Source organism: Streptomyces sp. NBRC 109706 (genome assembly GCF_000974485.1).
In the GTDB taxonomy this organism is placed as follows: Bacteria; Actinomycetota; Actinomycetes; order Streptomycetales; family Streptomycetaceae; genus Streptomyces.
In genome coordinates, this window is the sequence record NZ_BBOM01000009.1 from 251,816 (window position 1) to 274,959 (window position 23,144).

Sequence of the window (23,144 nt, forward strand, 5' to 3'; positions counted from 1 at the left end):
ACGTCATTAGCCTTCCGGAACCGCCCCGATAATTATCGGTGATTCCCATCAACGCCCGGAGCTGAAATATGACGAGCCGGCGTGCCTTTCTGAGCATCCTCCCGCTCACCGTCGCTGCCACCGCCGTCCCCACCGTCACTCCCGCGAGCGCCAGGCCGGCCGACCGGCGCGACCTCTTCATCTCCTCCACCTGGCGCCCCGGAAGCCTGCCCCTGGTCGCCGACGGACGCGCCACCCCGATCCTGGTCAGCGACGACGACTTCCCCGGCGTGGTCCGCGTGGCCGGGGATCTGCGCGCGGACATCGAACGTGTCACCCAGGTCGCCCCCGAGATCCTGCGCGAACCGGCCGGGCGGCTGGACACGGCCGTGATCATCGGCACCATCGGGCGCAGCCCGCTGATCGACCGGCTCGTGGAGTCGGGCAAGCTCGACGTCGAAGGGATCGAGGGCCGTTGGGAGACCAGCCGCCAGCAGGTGGTGATCGACCCGCTGCCCGGGGTCGGGCGCGCCCTGGTGCTGGCCGGCAGCGATCAGCGCGGCACCATCTTCGGCGTCTACGAGGTGTCCCGACAGGCGGGCGTCTCGCCCTGGTACTGGTGGGACGATGTCCAGCCACCGCACCGTGATGCCCTCTATGCGCTGCCCGGCAGGCACACTCAGGGCACGCCGGCGGTCAAGTACCGGGGCTTCTTCATCAACGACGAGAACCCGGCGCTGGGCACCTGGGCGCCCGCGTTCTTCGGCCCCGGCCACGCCCCCGGCTACGAGGGCGGGTTCAACAGCGGGTTCTACGCCAAGGTGTTCGAGGTGATGCTGCGGTTGAAGGCCAACTACCTGTGGCCGGCGGTCTGGGGCCGCGCCTTCGCCGAGGACGATCCGGCCAACCACGCCACCGCCACCGCGTACGGCGTGGTCATGGGCACCTCGCACGAGGGCCCGATGATGCGCGGCATCGAGGAGTGGAACCGGCACGCGGTGGCGGCCCAGCGCGACGAGAACGGCGAGATCGTCACCCCGGGCAGCGACCCCTACGGCGGCACCGGCGAGTGGAGCTTCCGCTTCAACGGCGAGGCCATCAAGCGGTACTGGGCCGACGGCGTGCGCCGGATGGTGGACGAGGGCTTCGAGGGCGTGGTCACCCTCGGGATGCGCGGCAACGGCGATGTCAGCCTGCCCGACGGGGACGGCATCGAGCTGATGGAGAGCATCATCGCCAGTCAGCGGGAGATCCTGGACGAGCTCACCGACGAAGGGTTGACGAGCATCCCGCAGGTCCAGACGCTCTACAAGGAGGTTCAGCACTACTGGGACGAGGGGCTGCGCCCGCCCGACGACGTCACCGTGATCTTCTGTGACGACAACTGGGGCAACCTGCGCAAGGTGCCCGACCCCCAACTCCCGGAGCGCGCGGGCGGTTACGGCCTCTACTACCACTTCGACTACGTGGGCGTCGGCCGCAACTACAAGTGGGTGGACACGATCAACCTGGCGAGCACCTGGGAGCAGCTGCATCTCGGCTACCGCTACGGGATCGACCGGCTCTGGGTGGTCAACGTCGGCGACCTCAAGGCGGAGGAGCTGCCGTTGCAGTTCTTCCTCGACTACGCCTGGGACCCCGAACGGCTGGACATCGAGGCGCTGGGCGAATGGGAACGGCGGTACGCCCAGGAGAACTTCGGGCCCGAGCACGCCGAGGCGATCGCCGAGGTGCTGCACACCTACGGGGTGCTCCAGGCCCGCCGGAAGCCCGAACTGCTCAACCGGCGGATCACCGTGGACCCGGAGAAGGACCTGGCCACCGACCCCTCCGCCGTCGTCCACGACGACCGGGCCACCCCGTTCAGCCTGGTCAACTACCGGGAGCTGGAACGGGTCACCGCCGAATGGGAGGCACTGGACGCCCGGGTACAGCAGATAGGCGAGGGCCTGCCCACGGGCAGCCAGGAAGCCTTCTACCAGCTGGTGCAGTACCAGGTGGAGGCGACGGCAAACCTCTATGCCCTGCGCGCCGCCGAGTTCACCAGCCTGCACTATGCGGAACAGGGCCGGCTGGCCACCAACGAGCTGGCCGACGCCACCGACGCCAGATTCGCCGACGACCAGGCGATGTCGGACTTCTATAACAACGAGCTGTCGGACGGGAAATGGGCCGGCTTCCAGACCCAGCCCAAGATCGGCTATGGCGACGTGGAGCGCTATGGCCCCGACGCGCCTTGGCAACAGCCGCAGACCCCGAACCATGTGGCGCTGCCGGACGCGGTGTTCCCCCCGGTCCGACGGATCGAACCGGCCGCCGGGGCCGAGTTGGGGGTGGCCGTCGACGGCTCGACCGACTGGTGGCCGCACGCCGCCGAGCCCGCGGTGTTGCCCACCTTCAGCCCCTATCAGAGCCAACCGCCGCAGTATGTCGAGGTGTTCAACCGGGGCAGCGTCCCCTTCGACTACCGGATCACCGCGGCCGAGCCGTGGCTCACGGTCAGCGAGCCCACCGGCACGGTCGCCGACCAGGTCCGGGTGGAGCTCTCCGTCGACTACGACGCGGCGCCGATCGGCCGGCACACCGTCCCGCTGACCGTCTCCGGCGCCGGCCGGGAGGTCGAGGTGTTGGCCGAAGTGGACAACCCGGGTATACCGCGCCGCCGGCTGCACGGCTTTGTCGAGGCGGGCGGCTATGTCTCGATGGAGGCCGAGCACTACACCCGCGCCGTGCACACCGCCGGCATCACCTGGCGGACCCTGCCCGATCTGGGCCGCACCGGCGCCGGCGTCACCCCGTTCCCGGTGACCGCGCCGCGCCAGACCCCCGGCGGGCGCGGACCACGCCTGGAGTACGAGTTGACGCTGTTCACCACGGGCACGGTGCGAGTGCTGTCCTATCTCTCCCCGCGCAACAACGTGCTGCCGACCGACGGTCTCAGCTATGCCGTCTCCCTCGACGACGCGCCGCCGCAGTCCGTGAATGTCACCGCCCTCACCGGGTCGGATGACCAGAACATGAACCGGCAGTGGGCACGCAATACCTCGGACAATGCCACCGTGATCACCACCGAGCACAGCGTCTCCGAGCCGGGCCGTCATCTGCTGAAGTTCTGGATGGTCGACCCGACGGTGGTGCTGCAGAAGCTGGTGGTGGACACCGGCGGACTGCGCCCCAGCTATCTGGGCCCACCGGAGAGCCTGCGCGCCCGCGACTGAGCGGGGTCGGCCCGTGCCACCGTCGCCCGGGTGACGGTGGCACGGGGCGGGCCACGGCCCCGCGACCGGACGAAACGACCGCCCCGCCACCGATGTCCGAACCGGTGTGCGGTGCCATGATGGCGAGCATGGGACGGGTCACCGAACGCCGCCGCGTCATCCGGATCAGGGACGGGGCCATCGATACACGAGCCGACACACTGGTCGGCGAGGAACCGCTGGAGATCCGGGTCAACGGGCGCCCGCTGGCGATCACCATGCGAACGCCGGGCGACGACTTCGCCCTGGCCTGCGGCTTTCTGGTGAGCGAGGGAGTGTTCGCCGAGCGGGACGAGCTGTCCCGGATCGCCTACTGCGCGGGCGCGGTCGCGACCGGACCCGAGGGCGGCACCGTCTCCAACACCTACAACGTCGTGGACGTGCGGCTGGCCGACGGGGTGCCGCCGCCTGACGCCTCGCTGGCCCGGCAGGTGTACACCACCTCCTCCTGCGGGCTGTGCGGAAAGGCCAGCCTGGACTCGGTGCGCACCACCGCGCGCTGGTCGCTGCCGCTGCCGCCCGGGCCCGGCATCGATCCGCAGGTGCTGGCCGAGCTGCCCGGGCGGCTGCGCGCCGCCCAGCGGGTCTTCGACCGCACCGGCGGGCTGCACGCCGCCGCGCTGTGCGCGGCGGACGGCACCCTGCTGGATGTCCGGGAGGACGTGGGCCGGCACAACGCGGTGGACAAGATCGTCGGGCACGCGCTGCAGGCCGGCGCCCTGCCGCTGCGGGACGCGCTGCTGCTGGTGTCGGGCCGGGCCTCGTTCGAGCTGGTGCAGAAGGCGGTGATGGCCGGCATCCCGGCGCTGGCCGCCGTGTCGGCGCCCTCCGCGCTGGCCGTCGATCTGGCGACCGAGGCCGGCATGACCCTGGTCGGCTTTCTGCGCGGCACCTCGATGAACGTCTACAGCGGGGCCGAACGGCTGACCTCGCTCTCCGGGAGCCCCGCGGACGCCGGGGGCCGGGAACACTGAGCGCCGCCCAGGTGTTTGTCCAGCGGGCCCATGGGTCCGGTACCGGACCGCACCGGACACCACTGGACACTTGGGCATCAGTAAGACACATTGTGGAAGATATAGACGATCAGCAAACGATCCTTGGCGATCAGAAAAGGACCAAACAGCACGTGAGTAGCGTCCCCCAAGTCACTCTGAACAATGGCGTGCAGATGCCGCAGCTCGGTTTCGGCGTCTGGCAGGTCCCGGACGACCAGGCCGAGGTCGCGGTCGGCCAGGCGCTCGCCGCCGGGTACCGCAGCATCGACACCGCCGCCATATACGGCAACGAGGAGGGCACCGGCCGGGCGCTGGCGTCCTCAGGTCTGCCGCGTGAGGAGCTGTTCGTCACCACCAAGCTGTGGAACACCGACCACGGCCATGACAAGGCGCTCGCCGCTTTCGACCTCTCGCTGAGCAAGCTGGGCCTGGACTATGTCGATCTCTATCTGATCCACTGGCCCGCCCCGGCGCATGACAACTATGTCGAGAGCTGGAAGGCGCTGGAGAAGATCCTGGCCGACGGCCGGGCCCGCGCGGTCGGCGTCTCCAACTTCAAGCCCGACCACCTGCGTCGGCTGCTGGACGAGACGGATATCGTGCCCGCGCTCAACCAGATCGAGCTGCACCCCAACTTCCAGCAGGCCGAGTCCCGCGCCTTCCACGCCGAACACGGCATCGTCACCGAGGCGTGGTCCCCGCTCGGCTCGGGCAAGGGCCTGTTGGACGACCCGGAGCTGGCCAGGATCGCGGCCAAGCACGGGCGCACCCCCGCCCAGGTGGTGCTGCGTTGGCACCTGCAGCTGGACAACGTGGTGATCCCCAAGTCCGTCACCCCGTCGCGGATCACCGAGAACTTCGACGTGTTCGACTTCTCGTTGGACGCCGAGGACCTTGCCGCGATCGGCGCCCTCGACACCCCGAACCGGGTGGGCGCCGACCCGGACGAGGCCAACTGGATCTGAGCGAGCCTCCCGTCACCGGGCCGCCTCCCACCGAACGAGGGGAGGCGGCCCGGCGGCATATCGGGCACCGCTCGGCCGAAGCCGGCGGAACGGTCGGCTCGTTGACCCATCCGTGGCCGGCGCGGTGCCGAATGGGAAGCGAGCCCGTCCAGCCCACCACGGAGGAACCATGACGTCACCCCCGAGCCGTCCGTCCACCGGGACGCCGTGTCGGCGCCGCGGAGGTGCCTCGTGGTGAAGAAGCCGGCCCGGGCGGCGGGCGCGGCGCGAGCGGCGGCGCCGGATCTCGGGGCCCTGCTGGCCGAGGTCGCCAAGGGCGACCACGACGCCTTCGCCTCGGTCTACGACGCCGTCGCCGGGCCCGTGCTGGGGCTGGTGCGCAGCGTGCTGCGGGATCCCGCCCAGTCGGAGGAGGTGGCGCAGGAGGTGCTGCTCGACGTCTGGCGGCAGGCCGCGCGCTACCGGCCGGAGCGCGGCTCGGCCATGGCCTGGGTGATGACCATGGCGCACCGCCGCGCGGTGGACCGGGTGCGCTCCGCGCAGTCGGCGAGCGACCGCGAGCGGCGCGCCGCGCTGCTGGACCGGACGCCGCCGTTCGACGAGGTGACGGAGCAGGTCGAGACCCGGCTGGAACGGGAGCAGGTGCGGCGCTGCGTCGGTTCGCTCACGCCACGGCAGCGCGAGTCGGTGACCCTGGCCTACTACCGGGGCCTCACCTACCGCGAGGTGGCCCAGCTGTTGTCACTGCCGCTGGGTACGGTGAAGACAAGGCTGCGCGACGGGCTGATCCGGCTGCGGGACTGCCTGGGAGTGACCGGATGAGCGAGCGACACGAGGCCGAGCCGCACACCCTGAGCGGTGCCTACGTGCTCAACGCGGTCTCCGACGAGGAGCGGTCCCGGTTCGAGCGGCATCTGCGGCGCTGCGATGCGTGCGCCCGTGAGGTCGCCGAACTCGCCGAGACGGCCGGCCGGTTGGGCGTGGCGGCGGCGCGGGTGCCACCGCCGGCGATGCGGGAGGTGGTGCTGCGGCGGATCGGCGCCGTGCGCCAGGAGCCGCCGGCCGGCCTGGTGCGGCGGCTGGCGCCCCGGCTGTCCCGGTTCGCGCTGGCCGCCTGTCTGGCCGCCGCCCTGGCCGGCACCACGGTGTGGCAGTGGCAGCAGGCGGAGCAGGCCAGGGAGCGGGTGGCGCGCGCGGAGCGGCAGGCGGACGCGCTGGCGCGGGTGTTGGCCGCGCCGGACGCGCGGATCACCACGGGCGGGCTGCCGGGCGGCGGCACGGCGACGGTGGTCGTCTCCCCCGGCCATGACCAGGCGGCGTTCCTCGCCTCCGGGCTGCCGGAACCGCCGGCGGACCGGGTGTACCAGCTGTGGTTCGACGACGCCGGCACGATGCGCCCGGCCGGCCTGCTGGATCCGGCCGCCGCCAACAGCGCGCTGCTGATGGACGGCCGGGTCGACGGGGCCGGCGGCATGGGCATCACGGTGGAGCCGTCCGGCGGCTCGCCGCAGCCGACCACCCGACCGCTGGCCACGATGGCCTTCGACGGATAGCGCCGGCAGCGGATTCCCGCTTCCTCGGCCCGCCCGCATCTCCGCCCAGCCGAAGTTTCCTTCTTCTCCCACCCATCCGGGGGCTGTTGGCGCCCGAAGCAGGGGTGTGAGGAACAGAGACAGGTTGCTGAGCGGGGCGTTGGCCGCGCTGGCCGGGTTGTTGGCCGTGGCCGCCGCGCTGGCAGTGGCCGAGCTGCTGGCGGCGCTGGCGGTGCGGCGCGAGGCCGGGCCGGTCACGGCGGTGGGCGGCGCGGCGATCGACCGGACGCCAACCCCGGTGAAGGACTGGGCGGTTCGCACCTTCGGCGAGCAGGACAAGCTGGTGCTGCGGCTGGGCATCCTCGCGGTGCTCGCGCTACTCGCCCTGCTGGCCGGGGTATTGGCCCGCCGGTGGCGTCGGCTGGTCGCCGGCCTGGTGCTGGCGTTCGGTGGTCTGGGCGCGCTGGCGGCGGCCGAGCGTCCGGACGCCGGGGGATGGGACTTTCTGCCCTCACTGCTGGGCGCGGCGGTCGCGGCCGGGACGCTGTGGGCGCTGGTCGGCGCGTTGGCGCCGCCCGCGGCTCCCGGCGTCTGGGCGGGCGGTGCCGGACGGCGGCGCTTTCTGCTGGCGGCCGGCGCGGTCGCGGTGGCCTCCTCGGGCGCCGGGCTGCTGGCGCGGTGGCGCAACGCGGCGGACGCGGCCGAGGTGGCCGCGGACCGTTCGGCCCTGCGGCTGCCGCCGCCGGCGTCGCCCGCGCCGCCGCTGCCGGCGGGCGCGAGCCTGGACATACCGGGCGTCGCCCCGTTCCGCACGCCCAACGGGGACTTCTACCGGGTGGACACCGCCCTGACGGTGCCCCGGGTGGACGTCGACGCGTGGCGGCTGCGGATCCACGGCCTCGGCGTCTCCCGGCCGTTGACGCTGAGCTTCGCCGATCTGCTGGCATGGGATCTGGTGGAGCGGCGGATCACCCTGACCTGTGTCTCCAACGAGGTGGGCGGCCCTTATGTGGGCAACGCCAGTTGGCTGGGGGTGCCGCTGCCCGGGCTGCTGCGCGCCGCAGGGGTGCGGCCGCCGCAACAGGGCGGTGAGGCGGACCAGTTGGTGGCCAGGTCGGTGGACGGCATGACGCTGGGCACCCCGCTGTCCGCCGTGTTCGACGGCCGGGACGCGCTGTTGGCGATCGGGATGAACGGGGAGCCGCTGCCGTTCGAGCACGGCTACCCGGTGCGGATGGTGGTGCCCGGGCTCTATGGCTATGTCTCCGCGTGCAAATGGCTGACGGAGTTGGAGCTGACCACCTTCGGCGACTTCGACCCGTACTGGGTCAGGCGCGGCTGGGCGGTGGAGGCACCGGTCAAGACCCAGTCGCGGATCGACACCCCGCGGGGCTTCGCCGACCTGCGGGCCGGCGAGACCGTCCCGGTGGCCGGCGTCGCCTGGGCCCAGCACACCGGCATCGACCGGGTCGAGGTGCGGGTCGACGAAGGTCCCTGGCAGGAGGCCGAGTTGGCCGACGAGGACTCCGTCGACACCTGGCGCCAGTGGCACTGGCGCTGGACCCCGGACGCGGGCTCGCACCGCATCGAGGTACGCGCCACCGACCGCGACGGGGCGACCCAGACCGCCGACCGGCAGGGCACCATCCCCGACGGCGCCACCGGACGGCATTCGGTGGTGGTGCGGGTGGACTGATCCCGAAGCAGGACCACACCTGCCTGAACAGACATCAGCAATCCGAGTGAACGTCATTTTCGTTACATCACAAGGGAGTTGTCTTCCATGCGTAGCACCATGAACCGAGCCCGCCGGACCGCCGTCGCCGTGGTGGCGGCCGCCGCGCTGCCACTGGGCCTGGCGGCCTGTTCCTCCGACGACGACTCGGACGACCGATCCGAGAGCTCGGAGAGCTCGGAGAGCTCGGACAACGGGGACAACGGCACGGACGAGAGCGGGGACACGGACGAGGCGCCGTCGGAGGAGGACACCTCGGGCGATATGGCGGCTGAGCCGTTCGGCCCCGCCTGCGCCGCCGTTCCCCCGGACGGGGCCGGCAGCTTCGACGGCATGGCCCAGGACCCGGTGGCCACCGCCGCCGGCAACAACCCCGAACTCTCCACCCTGGTCAGCGCCGTTGAGGCGGCCGGCCTCGGTGACACCCTCAACTCCACGGAGAACCTGACGGTGTTCGCCCCGGTCAACGCGGCCTTCGCCGAGATCCCCGAGGAGGACCTCGACGGGCTGCTGGCCGACCCCGACGCCCTGGGCGGCGTCCTCACCTACCACGTGGTGGGCGAGCGACTGGCGCCCGAGGACCTGGCCCGGAGCTCCTTCGAAACCCTCCAGGGCGGGACCGTCACCGTCTCGGGCGAGGGCGAGTCCTGGCAGGTCGACGACGCGTCCGTGGTCTGCGGCAACGTGCAGACCGCCAACGCCACGGTCTACCTCATCGACGGGGTGCTGATGCCGCAGGGCTGACCTCTCAGGGCCGGGACGGCGCCCGTTCGCCTCGGCGGGCGAAGACGATGATCTCCGGGCTGTGTTCGGGATCGAACGGGCTGCCGTCCCAGTCGCCGAACCGCTCCACCACCTCAAGACCCGCCTCGGCCAGAAACGCGTCGAGTTCGGGCGCGTCCAGGAACCGCAGCGTGCTCCGACTCCGCTCCTCCGCCCGCCCGTCGGGGCCGGAGAACGTGGTGGAGAACGTGACCGTGCGATCCAGCGGCTCGCCGGGGGCGGGGCTGAGCACCCGGTGCTCCATCCGCACCGGTGTGCCGTCGGCGGCCCGGGTGGTCGAGGAGTTCTCCGGCGTCCAGCGCTCCCAGGCCCGGGCCGCCGGATTGCGCGTCTCGAAGGCGAACCGACCGTCCTCGGTGAGGAGTTGACGCACGGCGGCGAGCGCGGCGCGCAGCTGCTCGTCCGCCACCAGCACCTGGAAGGCGTGGCCGGTCATCACCGCCAGCTCGAACTCGCCGCGCCAGTCGACGGTTTCGAGATCCCCCTGGACCCATTCGACATCGCTGCGCCGCCTGGCCCGTTCCAACATCCCGGTGGCCGGGTCGAGTCCGCAGAGCCGGCCGGTGTGCCCGGCGTCCCGCGCGCGGTGCAGCAGCAGTCCGGTGCCACAGCCGATGTCCAACACCGAGCGGGCGGCCAGCACATGCGGCAGATAGAAGGAGACGTCGCCCCTGGACTCCCAGGGATGGAAACGGTCGTAGAGCGCGGCGAGACCGGCGTCGGCGAACTGGTGGTCGACCATGGACGTCAGTATGCGGTCGCCGGCGCCGGCCGTACCACCGTGTTCCGCCGCCGCCGGCGGCCGTCAGCGGGCGCCGTGGGCGGGGGCGATCTCCTCGATGCGGGTGGCCAGTTGGGTGTCCAGCTCGGTGACCTTGCCGCCCACGCTGTGGGTGTTGACCGCGATGCCCAGCTGGTTGTAGGTGACCGTCAGGCTGGCGTGGTGGTCCAGCTGTTCCTGGATGGTCGACACATGCACCAGCATCGCCACGGCGGCCGGCGGACCGTCCAGGGTGTACTCGCGCACCAGCCGGTCGTCGCCGAACGACCAGCCGGGCAGGCCGCTCAGGACCTCGCCGATCTCCACCTCGTTCAACGGCTTCGGTGCCATCGTCACCCTCCTCGGCTCGCCGCACGTTCCCCGTCAGGGTAGTTCCGTACGCGTCGCTCCGCGCTACGAGGCGGCGCGGGCGGGGGCGTCCGCCGGGTCGGGGTGGGCGGTGGCGGCCTCGTCCAGCCAGCGGCGCAGCACCCGGTGCAGCGCCTCGGCGCCGACCAGCTCGCCGTCGGGCGCCGGCGGCGACAGCCGGCGCGGGGAGAGCAGAAACGCCCGGCTCTGCGCGCCGCCGAGCCCGCCGTGGCAGCCGATCTGTTCCTCGAAGGCGTGCACCGTGCCGGCGACCGGATCGTAGGCGGAGTTGACCATGATGTCCGCGCAGTTGCGGAACCCGGCGGTGCGCCGCACCGCCTCGGCGGCCCCCCGGCCGAACGGCGCCAACGGGTCGGCGCCCTTGATCTCCCCGCTGTCGAGCCGGTGTTCGGCCCCGCCTGCGCCCAGCACCACCGGGCCGTGCCGCTCGTCCCACACCAGCAGGAACCCGATTCCAGGGTGCTCGGCCAGGGTCCGCAGCAACGCCGGATAGCGCCCGTCGATGGTCCCCCGGTCGGCGCGTCCCGGCAGGTCGGGGAAGGACACCAGGCCCAGATTGCCCGAGGCCAGCACCACCGGCGCGGTCTCGGAGCCCGGCTCGTCGCGTTCCCTGGGCGGCGGCTCGGCCGGCTCCTCCGGACGGTGCAGCGCCACCCGCGCCACTCCCCTGGCCTCGGCCCCCGACTCCTCGCGGCGCGGCGCCCTGGGCACCGGCCGGCCGCAGCCGATCCGCACCAGCTCCTCCAGGCCGTGCCCGAACGCGCCGGCGAACGTGGGCCCCTGGCTCTGCCCGTGGTCGGAGAGCAGCACCAGATGGTAGGGGCGCGGCGCGTGCTCGACGGCCTGGACGATCAGCTCCACGCAGCGGTCCAGGCGCGCCAGCACCTGCCGGGTGTCCCGGCTGTGCGGGCCCGAGTGGTGCGCCACCTCGTCGTAGGCGACCAGATCCGCGTAGACGACGCCGCGCCCGTTGAGGATGTCGCCCACCACCGAGGCGGTCACCACATCCCGCTGCACCACCGTGGCGAACGCCCTGATCAGCGGATAGAGGCCGCCCCTCGACACCCGTGGCCGGATCCCGGTGAGCCGGGCGCGGAGCGACTGGCCGAGCTCCCGCACCAGCTCGGCGACAAACGATCCAGCGGTGCGGGCGGCATGCGCGGGATCGGAGAAGTAGGCGAAGTAACCGGCCCGGGAGCGCTGCCCGGCGCGCCGCCTGGCCGCGACCGAGAGCACCAGCGCCGCCTGCCCGGCGCCGCCGGTGAAGAGGTTGCCCCGGCTCGCCCCGTCCTCGGCCAGCAGCCCGGCGCTGCCGGCCCGCGCCTGCGCGCGGCGCTGCAGCTCGGCCGCGCTGGACGGCCGGTTGCTCACCAGCACCTGCCCGGTCTCCTTCTCGTACCAGCGGAACGCCGGCACGTCCTCGTTGCTGCCGTGCAGGATGCCCAGCTGGGAGGCGCCGGTCTGGCTGGACCAGTCGGTGCGCCAGCCGGTCAGCCGATGGCTGTGCGCGGACAGCCCGGCCACCGTGGGCATCACCGGGCGCTCGCCGATGATCGCCCCGCGCAGCACGCCGAGGCCGATGCCGTCCAGCTGCAGGATGACCATGCCGGCGGCCCGGCTGTGCGGCTTCGGCGCCCCGCGCCTGGCGCCCCCGAAGCGCAGCCCGGCCATCCGCCGCAGCCGGCGGTGGGCCGCGCCCCGGTCCCTCACGGCCAGGAAGGCGCCGGTCGCCGACGACGTCACCGAGGTCGCCGCGGCCACCACCACGGCGGTGCCGGCGCCGGCCTGGCCGCGCCCCGGGACCGCGCTGAGCGCCAGCAGCATCAGTGAGCCGTTGAGCAGGAACACCAGCGAGCCGAGGGCGAGCGCCGGCACCAGCAGCAGGGCCCGTACCAGCCAGGGCCACACCAGGGCGTTCAGCAGGCCGAAGAACCCGGCGCCCAGCGCGGCCGTCAACCCCACCCGGGTGAGGCTGTCGCCGTCGGCCGACTGGAGGTGGAAGTCCGGCAGCAGCAGGGCGAGCACGATCAGGGTGACGGTGGCCACCGCCCATACCGCCAGCACCCGCAACACCGCCGCGCCCGCGTTCCGCCACCCGCCCACCGGCGCACCACCTCCGTTCCCCGGTTCCGGTTCCGGTTCCACTGTTCGCTTCGCTCTTCCGCCATCCTTACCGATCAGCGGGGTCGGGCGACGGAGCGCCCCCCCCGTTCTCCCGCCTCCGCTCGCGCGCGCCACCTGGCATCCTTGACCGGGTCCGACCGTCCCGGCGGAGCGAGTGGATGAGGGAGCGCCCATGCCCGTGGAGATCACCTGGTGGGGTCATGCCACGGTCACGGTCCGCGACTCGGGTACCGCCGTGCTCACCGATCCGCTGCTGACCCGCCGCTGCGCCCATCTGCGGCGCCGCCGGGGAACGCTGCCGTCGCCCGCGGCGCGGGAGGTGGATCTGGTGCTCGTCTCCCATCTGCACCGGGACCATCTGCATCTGCGTTCGCTGGCCACGCTGCCCGCCGGCATCCCGCTGGTGCTGCCGCGCGGCACCGTCGACGCGGTGCCGGCGCTGCGCCGGCTGGCCCCCCGGCTGGACTTCTGCGAACTGACCGCCGGCGAACGGATGTGCATGGGGCCGCTGACGATACGCGCGGTGCCGGCCGAGCACGACGGGCGACGGATGCCGTTCGGGCGGCATCGGGCCGCCGCGCTCGGCTATGTGGTCGAGGGCGAGGCCAGGACGTACTTCGCCGGGGACACCGATCTCTTCGGCGGGATGGCCGACGAGGTCGGCCCGGTCGATTCGGCGCTGCTGCCGGTCGGCGGCTGGGGCCCCGGCCTCGGGCAGGGGCATCTCAACGCGGAGCGCGCTGCCGAGGCGCTGACCCGGCTGCGGCCCCGCTCGGCCGTTCCGGTGCACTACGGCACCTACTGGCCGCTGGGCATGTCGGCGGTGCGCCCGCACGAGTTCCATGCCCCGGGCGACGAGTTCTACCGGCACGCCGCCCGGCTGGCGCCCGAGGTGCGGGTGCACCGGCTGGCCCACGGGGAGAGCGTGCGGCTGGCGGTGGCCGGGTGACGGTGGTGCCGGCGGCCCTGGCCGGCGCCGCGCTGGCGGCGGAGGAGACGGTCACCCACGAGGGCGCCCAACAGGCCATCGGCTACCCGTCGTTGTTCGCACTGGTGCTGTTGGGCTCGTTGGTTCCCGTGGTGCCGACGGGCGCGCTGGTCAGCTCGGCCGCGGTGGTCGCCGTGCACCACAGCGATCCGGTGGTCACCTCGCTGCTGGTCTGGGTGGTGGCGGCGGGCGCCGCGTTCCTGGGCGATACGGCGCTGTTCCTGCTGGGCCGCCGGGGGTCCCGCTGGCTGGACCGGATCAGCGCGCATGTCTCCCCCGCGACGCTGGAGAACACCCAACGGCGGCTTGAACGCCAGGGCGCGCTGCTGCTGTTGGTCTCCCGGCTGATCCCGGCGGGCCGCCTCCCGGTGATGCTCGCCTGTCTGGTGTCCCGCACGCCGACGCATGTCTATCTGCGCGGCAACCTCCCGGCGACGATCGCCTGGGCCGGCGTCTACGGGCTGCTCGGCATGGTGGGCGGCGCGCTCTTCCCCCACCCCTGGCAGGGCGTGGTCGCCGCCATCGCCCTCACCCTGCTGATCGCCGCCCTCCCCCGCCTCCGACGCCGCCGCGCCACCCCGGACGACGCCGACTGACCTGCCGGCGGCGTGGGTTGACACCCCGTCAGGCGTCTTTTTCGGCGCCTCGTCAGGTGTTTCGTCCGGCGCCTCATTGGGCGTCGGGAAGCCCTCGGGGATCGCCCGAGGTCCAGATCAGCTGGACCAGCTCGGCCCGGTTGTGCACATCGGTCTTGGCGAAGATCCGCTTGAGGTGTTGTTTCACCGTGTTCTCGCTGACGAACGCCTTCTGCGCGATGCGTTTGGTGGTGAGTCCCTGGCTGACGAGGGTGGCGATCTCCTGTTCCCTCGGCGAGAGAACGCCCCATACCGGAAGTGCCTTGGCCTGCTCGTCGATACACTCGTACACCAGGCTGATAACGGAATCCTGACTTGGCGCCCGGTAGGACTTGACAATGATTTTCTTGCCGGTCACATTGTCCCGCACATTGGTGGTAGCGGATTTCCGGCCGCTTTCCAGGAATTCGACGACCGCTTCGTCGAACAATCCCCCGATGGCGCGATCCCGAGAGGTTTCCCGCGCATGGCCCGGGCTGTCCAGAATATTTCGGCCGCCACGGTTGGAGAAAAGCCTCCGGCCGTCGAGGTCGCTTACCACAACACCGTGCGGAAAGTGGTCGAAGGTGCCTTCGAGCAGGCTCGCCCATTCCCCGAGATCGTCCCATCGGCGGGCCCGTTCCATCGCCAGGCTGAGATGTTCGCTGATGAATCCGGCCGAGGTCAGATCCTCCTCGCAGAACGGCTTCCCGTCCGTGGCGCGGGCGAAGTTGATCGTTCCGACCACGCTGCCCGACTCGATGAGCGGCGCCTCCATCGAGTAGGCCAGCCCCTCGCCGAGCAGGACGGATCTCGCGCCGGACGAGTCCCAGCGGCGCGGGCTCACCAGATGGTGGGAATCGGCCGGCAGCCCGTGCTCAAGCACCAGTTCCAGCACCGGATCGTCGCGGCGGCCGGTGCCCTCGTAGGCGTACATGAACCGGTCACTGAGCGTCGATCGGCTCTCCAGCACCGGCGTGGTGTCGCGGCCGAAACGGTAGAAACCGATGCCGTCGGCGGGCAGGACCTGATGCACGGTCCCGAAGTAGACGTCCCGCACATCGTCGATGGTCTGCGCCTGTTGGAGTTCGAGGGCGAACCTGTGTCGTCCGTCACCGGTGAGGCCGAGTTTGGAACTCATGGACTTACCCCATTCGCTCGACGGAGGTGCGCCCGGGTTAGTCGCACGATTACACGTGATGCCCGGGCCCACTGTCAATACATGGCAAAGAAGCGGTAACCGTACGGTGCGTGAGCATGACGTGCCCATGAAACGGGCAGGCGGGATCGCCGGCGGGCCTTCCATCCGCCGGCGATCCCCGACTCGGCAACGGTCGCCGGCGACCCCGGAGTTCGGAACCCGGAGTTCGGAGCCGGGAGTTCAGAGCCGCCGAAGGAACCAGTCGCTCAACCTCGCGGCGGCGACCGCGAGATAGTCGTAGCTGCAGTGCAACGAGCCCGCCCGGTCGTAGATGTCGACGGTCACGTCGTCAACCTGCAACGCGGCCTCGAAACGGCGCGCGCCCTCGACATCCATGACGATGTCGTCCGTTCCATGCATGACATAGACGGGAACGTTCAGCTTCTCGGCGACGCCTTCGAGAGTGAACTTCGCCAGCTTCTCCCGGGCCTCGGCGTCGTCCTTCGATCCCGAGAGCCACTGCAGCTGTTGCTGCAACGGCGGATAGAACTCGTAGAAGTCGGTGAGAATGCTCCAGGTGCCGCACCAGGCCGCCACGGCCTTCACCCGGGGCTCGAAGGCCGCCGCGCGCGGCGCGTAGTACCCGCCGAAGCTGACCCCGGCCAGGCCCAGCCGGTCCATGTCGATGTCGGAGCGCCCGGCGAGGAAGTCGAGCACCGCGGCGACCGGCACCTCGTAGTCGTGGCGGCTGTACATCTCCTTGAAGCGCAGCGAACTCCCGCGCCCCGGGGTGTCGACCATCACGACGTTCATGCCACGGGCCGGGAACTCGGTGCCGCCGAGGAAGTACAGCTCCTCCGCCCAGGAGTCGGCGCCGCCGAGCAGCAGCACCGTGGGGCGCTTCTGGCCCGACGCGTCGGGGCGGACCACATAGCCGTCCATCGTCTGTCCCTCGAAGGGAACGCTGATCCGCTCGATGAGCCCTCCGGTCAGCTCGGCCGCCTCCTGGAAGTTCCGGGTGCCCTCCGTGTAGGCGCGCTTCCGCCTGGGGTCGTCGGAGGTGAGGAAGAACTCCGAGTGCCGCCAGTAGCTCATCGAGCGGAACAGGGCGCGGCGCCCGGTGGTGACGTTCCCGGCGCGCAGCGCGGCACGGCCGAGTTCGGCGGTCTCCCGCGCGGTGCGGCTCCACTCCCGCTCCCACACCTCGGGGTCCGTGGTCCGGTCGCCGATCCTGGCGGCCGTGCGGGCGCATTCGAACAGGTCGGAGCCGCCCACCGCGACCTGGGCGAGCAGCCGCATGGTCTGCAGCGACCAGTCCTCGTCCTGGGGGAACAGCTCGATGATGGCGAGGGCGTCGCCGTCCGGCCTGCTCCGGGTCTCGGGCTCGGTCTTGGTATCGGTCACTTCTGCTCCTCGTGGGTTGTGGAAGGGGGTCTCTCTAGCGGCCCGCGGCGGATGACAGCGCCGCGATATCGCCCCAGGGCACCTGGTCGCGGATGGCGGCGCGGTAACGGGCCAGCTCCCGGGGCGCGTTGACGCACACCGCGCCCCGCACCAGGCCGTCCCGGCCGTAGACGGCGACCAGCCGGTCGTCCGTCCACTCCCGGACGGCGACCTCGCTGGCCGCCGCCGCGCGTCCGACGAACCGCATCCGGGCCTCGTACTGGTCGGTCCAGAAGTAGGGGACGGCGGTGAACGCCTCGCCGTGCCCGATCAGGGTCTGGGCGGCGCGGCGCCCCTGTTCGACGGCGTTGGTCCAGTGCTCGACGCGGATCTCCTCGTCGAACAGCGGGTTGTACCAGCGTGCGATGTCGCCGGCCGCCACCACGCCGGGCACCGAGGTGGAGAGGTCGGCGTGGCAGACCACGCCGTTGGTCGTCTCGACGCCGCTGCCGTCGAGCCAGTCGGTGGCCGGGGTGGTGCCGACGCCCGCCACCACGACATCGGCGTTGATGGTCCGCCCGCTGCTCAGGGTGAGCCGCGCGCCCGAGCCGGAGCGCACGACGGTGTCGACGGTGCAGGCGCACTCGATCTCCACCCCGTGCCGTCCGTGCAGGGCGCGGAACCAGGCGCCGACCTCGTCGCCGAGGGCCCGGGTCAGCGGGACGCGTCCCACCTCGACCACCGTGACGTCCAGGCCCAGTTGTCGGGCGGTCGCGGCGATCTCCAGGCCGATGAACCCGGCGCCGATCAGCGCCAGATGGCGGCCGGGGCGGAGTTCCTGCCGCAGCCGGAGGCCGTCCTCGACCGTGCGCAGCACATGGACCGGCGGGGCGTTCTCCGCGCTGGGCAGCCGCCTGGCCCTGGACCCGGTGGCGACGACCAGACCGTCGTACTCCACGGCGGTGCCCTCGTCGAGCAGGACCCTGCGCCGGGCGGGTTCGAGGCGGACGGCGGCGTGCCCGAGCCGGGTGGTGATGCCGTTCTCCTCGTACCACTCCGGGGCGCGGAGCCGCAGCTTCTCCATCTCCACGCCGGCCAGCAGGGCTTCCTTGGACAACGGCGGCCGGTCGTAGGGCAGTTCGTCCTCGGCCGAGATCAGGGTGATCTCGCCCCGGAACCCGTGCTCGCGCAGCGCGTCGGCGGCGTTCAGCCCGGCGAGGGAGCCTCCGACGATGGCGACCCGCCGCATGTCAGGCGCTCTCGACGGCGATGGCGATGGCCCGGGCCGGGCAGCCCCGGACGGCGGCCTCGGCCTGGGCCTGGAGTTCCGGCGTGGGGTTCGCACGCAGCAGCACCGCCTTGCCGGTGTCGTCGTCGAGGTCGAACAGCGCGGGGCCCTCGATCAGGCAGTTCGCGTACCCCTGGCACGCGTCCACATCGAGCGCTAGCTTCGTCCCCATGTCGTGTCACCTCCGTGACGTCGCTTCGAGGGTCAGTGACCGCTCGGTTCCAGATGCTCGATCCGCGGTTCGACGGTCGCGTCCCGTGCGGCCGCGGGCGTGTTACGGCTGTTGAGGGCGCGCACCCGGCCGCCGCTGATGACGGCGGAGATGCCGGGGATGTCGCCGATGGCGAGGGCGGCGCGCGCGCTGTCCCCGGTCGATCCCCAGGGCGCGTCCATGACGACCAGATCGCCCGCCCGCCCCTCGGCGATCAGCCCGGCCGGCAGGTTCCAGACCCGGGCGTTGTTCCCCGAGGCGGCGGCCCAGACGAGCGCCGGATCGAGGCCGGTCAGCGAGGAGAGTTCGGCGACGGTCTTGATGACACCCAGCGGCATCACTCCGGTGCCGGTCGGGGTGTCGGAGCCGATCACGATCCGCGACAGCGCGCCCCGTTCGGCGGCGCGTCGCAGAATGCGCACGGCCGACCGGAGGTTTCCGGCCTGGACCAGTTGGAGCGCCATTTCGGTCTGGTCCATGATCGTGTCGACCCCCGCGGGGTCGAGGGACGTCGGCCCGCCGTTGATATGGCCGCAGACATCGGGCGCCAGGGCCAGGAGGTGTTCGGGGGTGATCGGTTTGCTTCCGGGGATGCTCGCGCCGCCGGAGTGGCACATCACCGTGATGCCGTGCCGCTGCGCCCAGCGGACCTGGTCGGCGCCGTCGGCCGGGTCCTGGTAGCGGCCGAAGCCGAACTTCGCGAGCGAGACCCCGGCCTCCTGGAGGGCGGCGAAGTCCCGTTCCCGCAGGACGGGTTCCAGCACGACGGCGCCGGCGTGGACCGTCATGCCGCCGGGGTGGAAGTTCTCGAAGCAGGTCCTGGCGGCGACGGCCAGGGCCATGACGCCCACCGCCGAGTGGGGGCGTCCGGGGGCGTGGATCTCCCCCGGGCTGACGACCCGGGTGATGCCGCCGTGCACATAGCTCGCCAGGAAGTCGACCGTCTTCTGCCGGGGGGTGTAGTCCCCGAGCACCACATGGCAGTGGGAGTCGATGAGCCCGGGCGCCAGGGTGGCCCCCCGGGCGTCCACCACGGTGTCGGCGGTTTCGATCACCTCCCGCAGCCCGGCGGCGGCGCCCACCCGGCTGATGACGCCGTCGGTGACGACGACGGTGTCGGCGCCCGCCACGACGGGCGCCTCGATGTCGCCGGAGAAGACGGTGGCGGCGCCGATGACGGCGAGCGTGCTCATCGCTGGTCCCCACGTGCCAGCACATCGGCGACGGTGGTGCCGCCGACCCTGGCGTTGAGCCGGCCCCGGTTGGTCACCACGGCGATGACGACCAGCTCGTCCGGGTGCGGCGCGTCGGGGACGCGTATTTCCACCCCGTCGTAGTGGCTGCGCACCCAGACGTCGTCCTTGTACGCCGTCGGCACGTCGATGCGGTCGCCGGCGACGGCCGGCTTGGTCATGGAGGTGATCCAGGCGGCGCCGCCGCCGATGGCGTCGCGGAAGGCGTTGCCGAAGACGGAGGTCAACGCGGCGTTGATGTGCTCCTGTTCGCCGTCCGAGCCGACCAGGCCGCCCTTGCCGTAGCTCTCCACCGGCGCCCCGAGGAGCCGGGCCGCCTCCTCCCCGAGGGAGGTGCCCAACGCATCGGCGGCCTCGACGAGTTCGGAGAGGTCGTCGACGAACCCCCGTCCGGCGTAGGGGTTCCTGATCACCGCGCACACGGCGACCTTCCGCAGCGGCGTCCCGTCGGAGCTGCCGGCCGACGACCGGATCTCCTCGATCTGCGCGAAGGTCTTTCGGACCTGGAGTGACGAATCGGCCACGGCACCTTCTCCTTCTTGGAAGTTCTGGCGGTTCTGGCAGTTCTGGCGGTTCTTGGCAGTTCTTGAAAGTTCGTATCGCTGTACGAAGTTCGTGAGTAGGTCGCCACGCTAGGGCCGGCATCGGCTCCCCCGGCATCACCCGGTGGGGTAGTTCCGGCCCGGCGGCGCGCGGCGGTCAGACGGCGAAGAGGATCGTCTCGGGCCAGATGACGAAGACCGTCATCGCCAGGGCGTAGGGGATCAGGAACGGCGCGGCGCCGCGGAACACCGTGACGGCGTCGAGTGACTTGTCCAGGCCCGAGGTGATGAAGACGTTCACGCCGACCGGTGGGGTGATCGCGCCGATCGTGGTGATCATCGTGACGATGATGGTGAACCAGACGATGTCGTAACCGAGTTCGCCGACCAGGGGGAACAGCAGCGGGATGCTGATGACCAGGAAGCCGAGGGCGTCCATGATCGCGCCACCGACCAGGTAGATCCCCATCACGATCAGCAGGATCACGATGGGCGCGAGGGGCAGTCCGCCCACCCATTCGGCCAGGTCGAACGGGAGCCGGCTGAGGCTGAGGAAGCGGCCGAAGACAATGGCGCTGGCCACCAGGAAGATGACCATGGCGGAGATCCGCAGCGTCTCGATGATCGAGGTCCAGAAGAGGCTCCAGGTCAGCCTGCGGCTCAGCACGCCGATGACGATGGCGCCGAACGCGCCGACGCCCGCGGCCTCCGCCGGCGTGAACAGCCCGGCGAACAGCCCGCCGATGGCGACCAGGAACAGCAGCCCGGTCTCGCTCGCCGCCGAAAGGGAGCTGAACCGCTCCTTCCAACCGGCCTTCTCCCCGGCCGGCCCGAGCTCGGGTCTGAGCCGGCACATCACGAACACCGTGGCCAGCAGCAGCAGTCCGACGACTATGCCGGGGGCCAGGGCCGCGCGGAAGAGGTTGGTGATGGACTGCTCGGACTGCACCGCGATGATGATCAGCGCGGTCGAGGGCGGCAGCAGGATGCCCAGCGTGCCGCCGACGGCGACCGCGCCGCCGGCCAGCCGGGGGCTGTAGCCGTACCTCTTCATCTCGGGCAGAGCGACCGAGCCGACGGCCGCCGTGGAGGCGGAGTTGGAGCCGGAGATGGCGGAGAAGCCGATGCTCGCGGCGACGGTCGTCGCGGCCACGCCCCCGGGGAGGTGCCCGAACCACTTGTAGGCGGTGTCGAAGAGCTTGGCGCTGGTTCCCGTGCGGAACAGGACCTGTCCCATCAGGATGAACAGCGGCACGACGGCCATCGTGTAGGAGGAGAACTGCCGGTACATGTCGGCGGCCACCAGATGAATGGCGGCGTCCACGTCCTTGATGATCACGGCGCCGAAGAAGCCGACGCCGAGCATGGCGAACGAGACCGGCACTCTGAGAAGCAGGATGCCGAGCATGACGACGATCCCGAGGATCGCCACGAGGGTCGGGCTCACAAGGTACTCCCGTGCGTGGAAACGGGTGCCGGCGTCGGAACGCCGGTCTTCGGGCCGGTCACCAGATGTCCACTTCGGCGGACCTGTCGCGCCAGCAGGCGGTGATCCGGCCCAGATCGCCGAGCAGGGCGACAACCAGGCCGACGACACCGACGAGCAGCACGAACACCAGCGGCCACAGCGGGACTTGAAGCGCCTCGGTCGCCGAGCCGGTGTCGTACTGGTTGAGTCCGTAGCGGAGCAGACTGAGCGCCAGCTGGACGAAGAGCGCGATCGACGCGAGGGTCACCACGGTGCCGACGACCAGCTGGACGCGCTTGGTCAACCGGCCGGTGACCATGTCGATGGCGACATGCGACTTGTGGGTCTGCGCCTCGCCGAGCGCGAACGCGGACACCACCAGGACCAGCATCGACACGAGTTCGTAGGTGCTGCGGATCGGCGTGTCCAGCATTCGCAGCACGATGTTGGCGACGAGCAGCAACAGCATCGCGAGCAGCGCCACGCCACCGACATGGGCCAGCGACCGGGTGAACCGTTCGGTGCCGGCGATCAACCTGGTGGTCACGGCGCCTCCCCTGCCCGCTCGGTCCCGGCCGGTCCCTCGTCGTCGGCGGCGGTGGCGGCCTGGTCGACCAACTCGCGCATCCGGGCGAGCACTTCGGCGGCGTCGAAGTCGGCGCCCGCGTGGTCGTCGACCCAGTCGTCGGTCAGGTCCTCCATCAGGCGGTCCAACTCGGCGCGGACGCCGGGCTCCAGCTCCTCCGTCTCGACGCCGTGCTCGGCGGCGGCCCACTCAAGGGCTCCCCGCACGTTCTCGTCGTCGTGGAACTCCGAGGCGAAGGTGGTCATCTCCTCGCGCAGGCCGAGAATCTCGTCCTGGACGTGTTGCGGCAGCGAGTCGAAGACCTCCTGGTCCATGACGGCCACAAAGCTGTTGGAGATGCCGAGGGGGTAGTCGGTGACATGCCCGACCTGCTCGGCGAGCGAGAAGTCCCGCAGCACCTCGCGCGAGGAGACATAGCCGTCGACGACGCCCGTCTGTAGGTTCTCCGCGACATCGGACATGGACAGGCTGAGCGGCGAGGCGCCGAGCGCCTCCATGGTGGGGATCGCGGCGCCGGAGCTGCGGATGGCGGTCCCCGCGATATCGGAGAGGCCGCGCACCGGCGACTTGGTCTGGATATAGGCCGGCTCCGTGGTGAACGCCGTGATGATCTGGTAGCCGTCGAACTCCTCGGGCCGGAACTCCAGGAGCAGATCGAGGAAGGCGGCGCTGCCCTGTTGGGCGTTCTCGATGCCGACCGGCTGGTTGATCACCGAGGAGAGCGGGAACCGTCTGCTGTCGTAGGCCGGGGAGTCCAACCCGATGTCCACGACTCCGGCCGAGACGCCGTCGTAGATGTCGCCGGCGGACAACAGCGTTCCGCCGGGGTAGAGGTCGACCGTCACCTGTCCATCGGTCCGTTCGCCGAGCCGCCGGGCCCACTCCTGCATCTGCACCCCGGGGAAGGAGGCGGCGGGCGCGAAGAAGGCGTAGCTCAGCTTGATCTCGGCGTCCGGCTCGACAGCGGCGGGCGCGCCTCCCCCGCCCATACAGGCGGTGAGGCAGAGCGCGGCGCCCGACAGGGCGACCACCGCTCGGTAGCGTTTTGTTCGAGACATCTCGTTCTCCAAGCTTCTGGTGCGCTTATCGCGATGTGCTGGGGCGAACGTGTGGCGGGACGCTACCGAGGACTCGACGCCCGGGCATGGCC

22 protein-coding genes are annotated in these 23,144 nt (G+C 71.4%); 10 read left to right on the forward strand and 12 right to left on the reverse strand.

Annotation, left to right across the window (positions count from 1 at the left end):
* Nucleotides 1–68: 68 nt before the first annotated feature.
* The 7 genes from AOM46_RS20610 to AOM46_RS20640 all read left to right on the forward strand — a co-directional run bounded on the left by AOM46_RS20610 (nt 69) and on the right by AOM46_RS20640 (nt 9,207).
* Nucleotides 69–3,197, forward strand: coding sequence for a glycosyl hydrolase 115 family protein (locus tag AOM46_RS20610; protein ID WP_062214054.1), 3,129 nt, complete (start codon nt 69–71; stop codon nt 3,195–3,197).
* Between the two features lie 128 nt (nt 3,198–3,325).
* Complete coding sequence (gene fdhD / locus AOM46_RS20615; RefSeq protein ID WP_062214387.1) at nt 3,326–4,210, forward strand: formate dehydrogenase accessory sulfurtransferase FdhD; 885 nt, start codon at nt 3,326–3,328, stop codon at nt 4,208–4,210.
* 152 nt (nt 4,211–4,362) lie between these two features.
* Nucleotides 4,363–5,196 (forward strand): aldo/keto reductase, encoded by an 834-nt coding sequence (locus AOM46_RS20620; protein WP_062214055.1) that lies wholly within the window; start codon nt 4,363–4,365, stop codon nt 5,194–5,196.
* A 234-nt stretch (nt 5,197–5,430) separates the two neighbouring features.
* On the forward strand, nt 5,431–6,018 hold the full coding sequence (locus tag AOM46_RS20625; protein WP_062214388.1) for a sigma-70 family RNA polymerase sigma factor: 588 nt from the start codon (nt 5,431–5,433) through the stop codon (nt 6,016–6,018).
* Complete coding sequence (locus AOM46_RS20630) at nt 6,015–6,749, forward strand: anti-sigma factor domain-containing protein (RefSeq protein WP_062214056.1); 735 nt, start codon at nt 6,015–6,017, stop codon at nt 6,747–6,749. The genes AOM46_RS20625 and AOM46_RS20630 overlap by 4 nt, the downstream gene beginning before the upstream one ends.
* Before the next feature lie 106 nt (nt 6,750–6,855).
* A complete protein-coding gene (locus AOM46_RS20635) occupies nt 6,856–8,424 on the forward strand; it encodes a molybdopterin-dependent oxidoreductase (RefSeq protein WP_078857035.1) in 1,569 nt (522 codons plus the stop codon).
* An 87-nt stretch (nt 8,425–8,511) separates the two neighbouring features.
* Complete coding sequence (locus AOM46_RS20640) at nt 8,512–9,207, forward strand: fasciclin domain-containing protein (RefSeq protein ID WP_370592746.1); 696 nt, start codon at nt 8,512–8,514, stop codon at nt 9,205–9,207.
* A 4-nt stretch (nt 9,208–9,211) separates the two neighbouring features.
* Here the strand turns inward: AOM46_RS20640 and AOM46_RS20645 are convergent, their stop codons facing one another.
* From AOM46_RS20645 to AOM46_RS20655, 3 genes are all read right to left on the reverse strand, one after another.
* Complete coding sequence (locus AOM46_RS20645) at nt 9,212–9,988, reverse strand: class I SAM-dependent methyltransferase (RefSeq protein ID WP_062214058.1); 777 nt, start codon at nt 9,986–9,988, stop codon at nt 9,212–9,214.
* A gap of 63 nt (nt 9,989–10,051) precedes the next feature.
* Nucleotides 10,052–10,357, reverse strand: coding sequence for a 4a-hydroxytetrahydrobiopterin dehydratase (locus tag AOM46_RS20650; protein ID WP_062214059.1), 306 nt, complete (start codon nt 10,355–10,357; stop codon nt 10,052–10,054).
* A 63-nt stretch (nt 10,358–10,420) separates the two neighbouring features.
* Entirely contained in the window at nt 10,421–12,694 is a 2,274-nt protein-coding gene (locus AOM46_RS20655; RefSeq protein ID WP_078857036.1) for a phage holin family protein, read from the reverse strand.
* Here AOM46_RS20655 and AOM46_RS20660 point away from each other — a divergent pair.
* Entirely contained in the window at nt 12,693–13,469 is a 777-nt protein-coding gene (locus AOM46_RS20660; protein WP_062214061.1) for an MBL fold metallo-hydrolase, read from the forward strand. The genes AOM46_RS20655 and AOM46_RS20660 overlap by 2 nt on opposite strands.
* 5 nt (nt 13,470–13,474) lie before the next feature.
* A complete protein-coding gene (locus AOM46_RS20665) occupies nt 13,475–14,104 on the forward strand; it encodes a DedA family protein (RefSeq protein ID WP_234313908.1) in 630 nt (209 codons plus the stop codon).
* 73 nt (nt 14,105–14,177) lie between these two features.
* On the opposite strand, the gene AOM46_RS20670 is transcribed toward AOM46_RS20665, so the two are convergent.
* From AOM46_RS20670 to AOM46_RS20695, 6 genes are all read right to left on the reverse strand, one after another.
* Nucleotides 14,178–15,182 (reverse strand): LuxR C-terminal-related transcriptional regulator, encoded by a 1,005-nt coding sequence (locus AOM46_RS20670; RefSeq protein ID WP_158920526.1) that lies wholly within the window; start codon nt 15,180–15,182, stop codon nt 14,178–14,180.
* Nucleotides 15,183–15,503: 321 nt separating this feature from the next.
* Nucleotides 15,504–16,667: a S9 family peptidase gene (locus AOM46_RS20675; RefSeq protein WP_062214063.1), complete on the reverse strand. Its 1,164-nt coding sequence runs from the start codon at nt 16,665–16,667 to the stop codon at nt 15,504–15,506.
* Nucleotides 16,668–16,701: 34 nt separating this feature from the next.
* On the reverse strand, nt 16,702–17,895 hold the full coding sequence (locus tag AOM46_RS20680) for an NAD(P)/FAD-dependent oxidoreductase (RefSeq protein ID WP_062214064.1): 1,194 nt from the start codon (nt 17,893–17,895) through the stop codon (nt 16,702–16,704).
* 1 nt (nt 17,896) lies between these two features.
* Nucleotides 17,897–18,106 carry a ferredoxin gene (locus AOM46_RS20685; RefSeq protein WP_062214065.1) on the reverse strand — a complete coding sequence of 70 codons (210 nt, stop codon included), beginning with the start codon at nt 18,104–18,106 and terminating at the stop codon, nt 17,897–17,899.
* A 32-nt stretch (nt 18,107–18,138) separates the two neighbouring features.
* Nucleotides 18,139–19,338 (reverse strand): amidohydrolase family protein, encoded by a 1,200-nt coding sequence (locus tag AOM46_RS20690; RefSeq protein WP_062214066.1) that lies wholly within the window; start codon nt 19,336–19,338, stop codon nt 18,139–18,141.
* On the reverse strand, nt 19,335–19,922 hold the full coding sequence (locus AOM46_RS20695) for an amino acid synthesis family protein (protein ID WP_062214067.1): 588 nt from the start codon (nt 19,920–19,922) through the stop codon (nt 19,335–19,337). Before AOM46_RS20695 ends, AOM46_RS20690 begins: the two co-directional genes overlap by 4 nt.
* Between AOM46_RS20695 and AOM46_RS36120 the strand changes: the two genes are divergently transcribed.
* Nucleotides 19,914–19,988 carry a prepilin-type N-terminal cleavage/methylation domain-containing protein gene (locus tag AOM46_RS36120; protein ID WP_078857079.1) on the forward strand — a complete coding sequence of 25 codons (75 nt, stop codon included), beginning with the start codon at nt 19,914–19,916 and terminating at the stop codon, nt 19,986–19,988. The genes AOM46_RS20695 and AOM46_RS36120 overlap by 9 nt on opposite strands.
* A 109-nt stretch (nt 19,989–20,097) precedes the next feature.
* On the opposite strand, the gene AOM46_RS20700 is transcribed toward AOM46_RS36120, so the two are convergent.
* Genes AOM46_RS20700 through AOM46_RS20710 form a run of 3 tightly spaced genes read right to left on the reverse strand, consistent with a single transcriptional unit; the run spans nt 20,098 to nt 23,052 of the window.
* Complete coding sequence (locus AOM46_RS20700; RefSeq protein ID WP_062214068.1) at nt 20,098–21,387, reverse strand: TRAP transporter large permease; 1,290 nt, start codon at nt 21,385–21,387, stop codon at nt 20,098–20,100.
* Nucleotides 21,388–21,445: 58 nt separating this feature from the next.
* On the reverse strand, nt 21,446–21,955 hold the full coding sequence (locus AOM46_RS20705; RefSeq protein ID WP_062214069.1) for a TRAP transporter small permease: 510 nt from the start codon (nt 21,953–21,955) through the stop codon (nt 21,446–21,448).
* Nucleotides 21,952–23,052, reverse strand: coding sequence for a TRAP transporter substrate-binding protein (locus AOM46_RS20710; protein WP_078857038.1), 1,101 nt, complete (start codon nt 23,050–23,052; stop codon nt 21,952–21,954). Before AOM46_RS20710 ends, AOM46_RS20705 begins: the two co-directional genes overlap by 4 nt.
* Nucleotides 23,053–23,144: the final 92 nt, after the last annotated feature.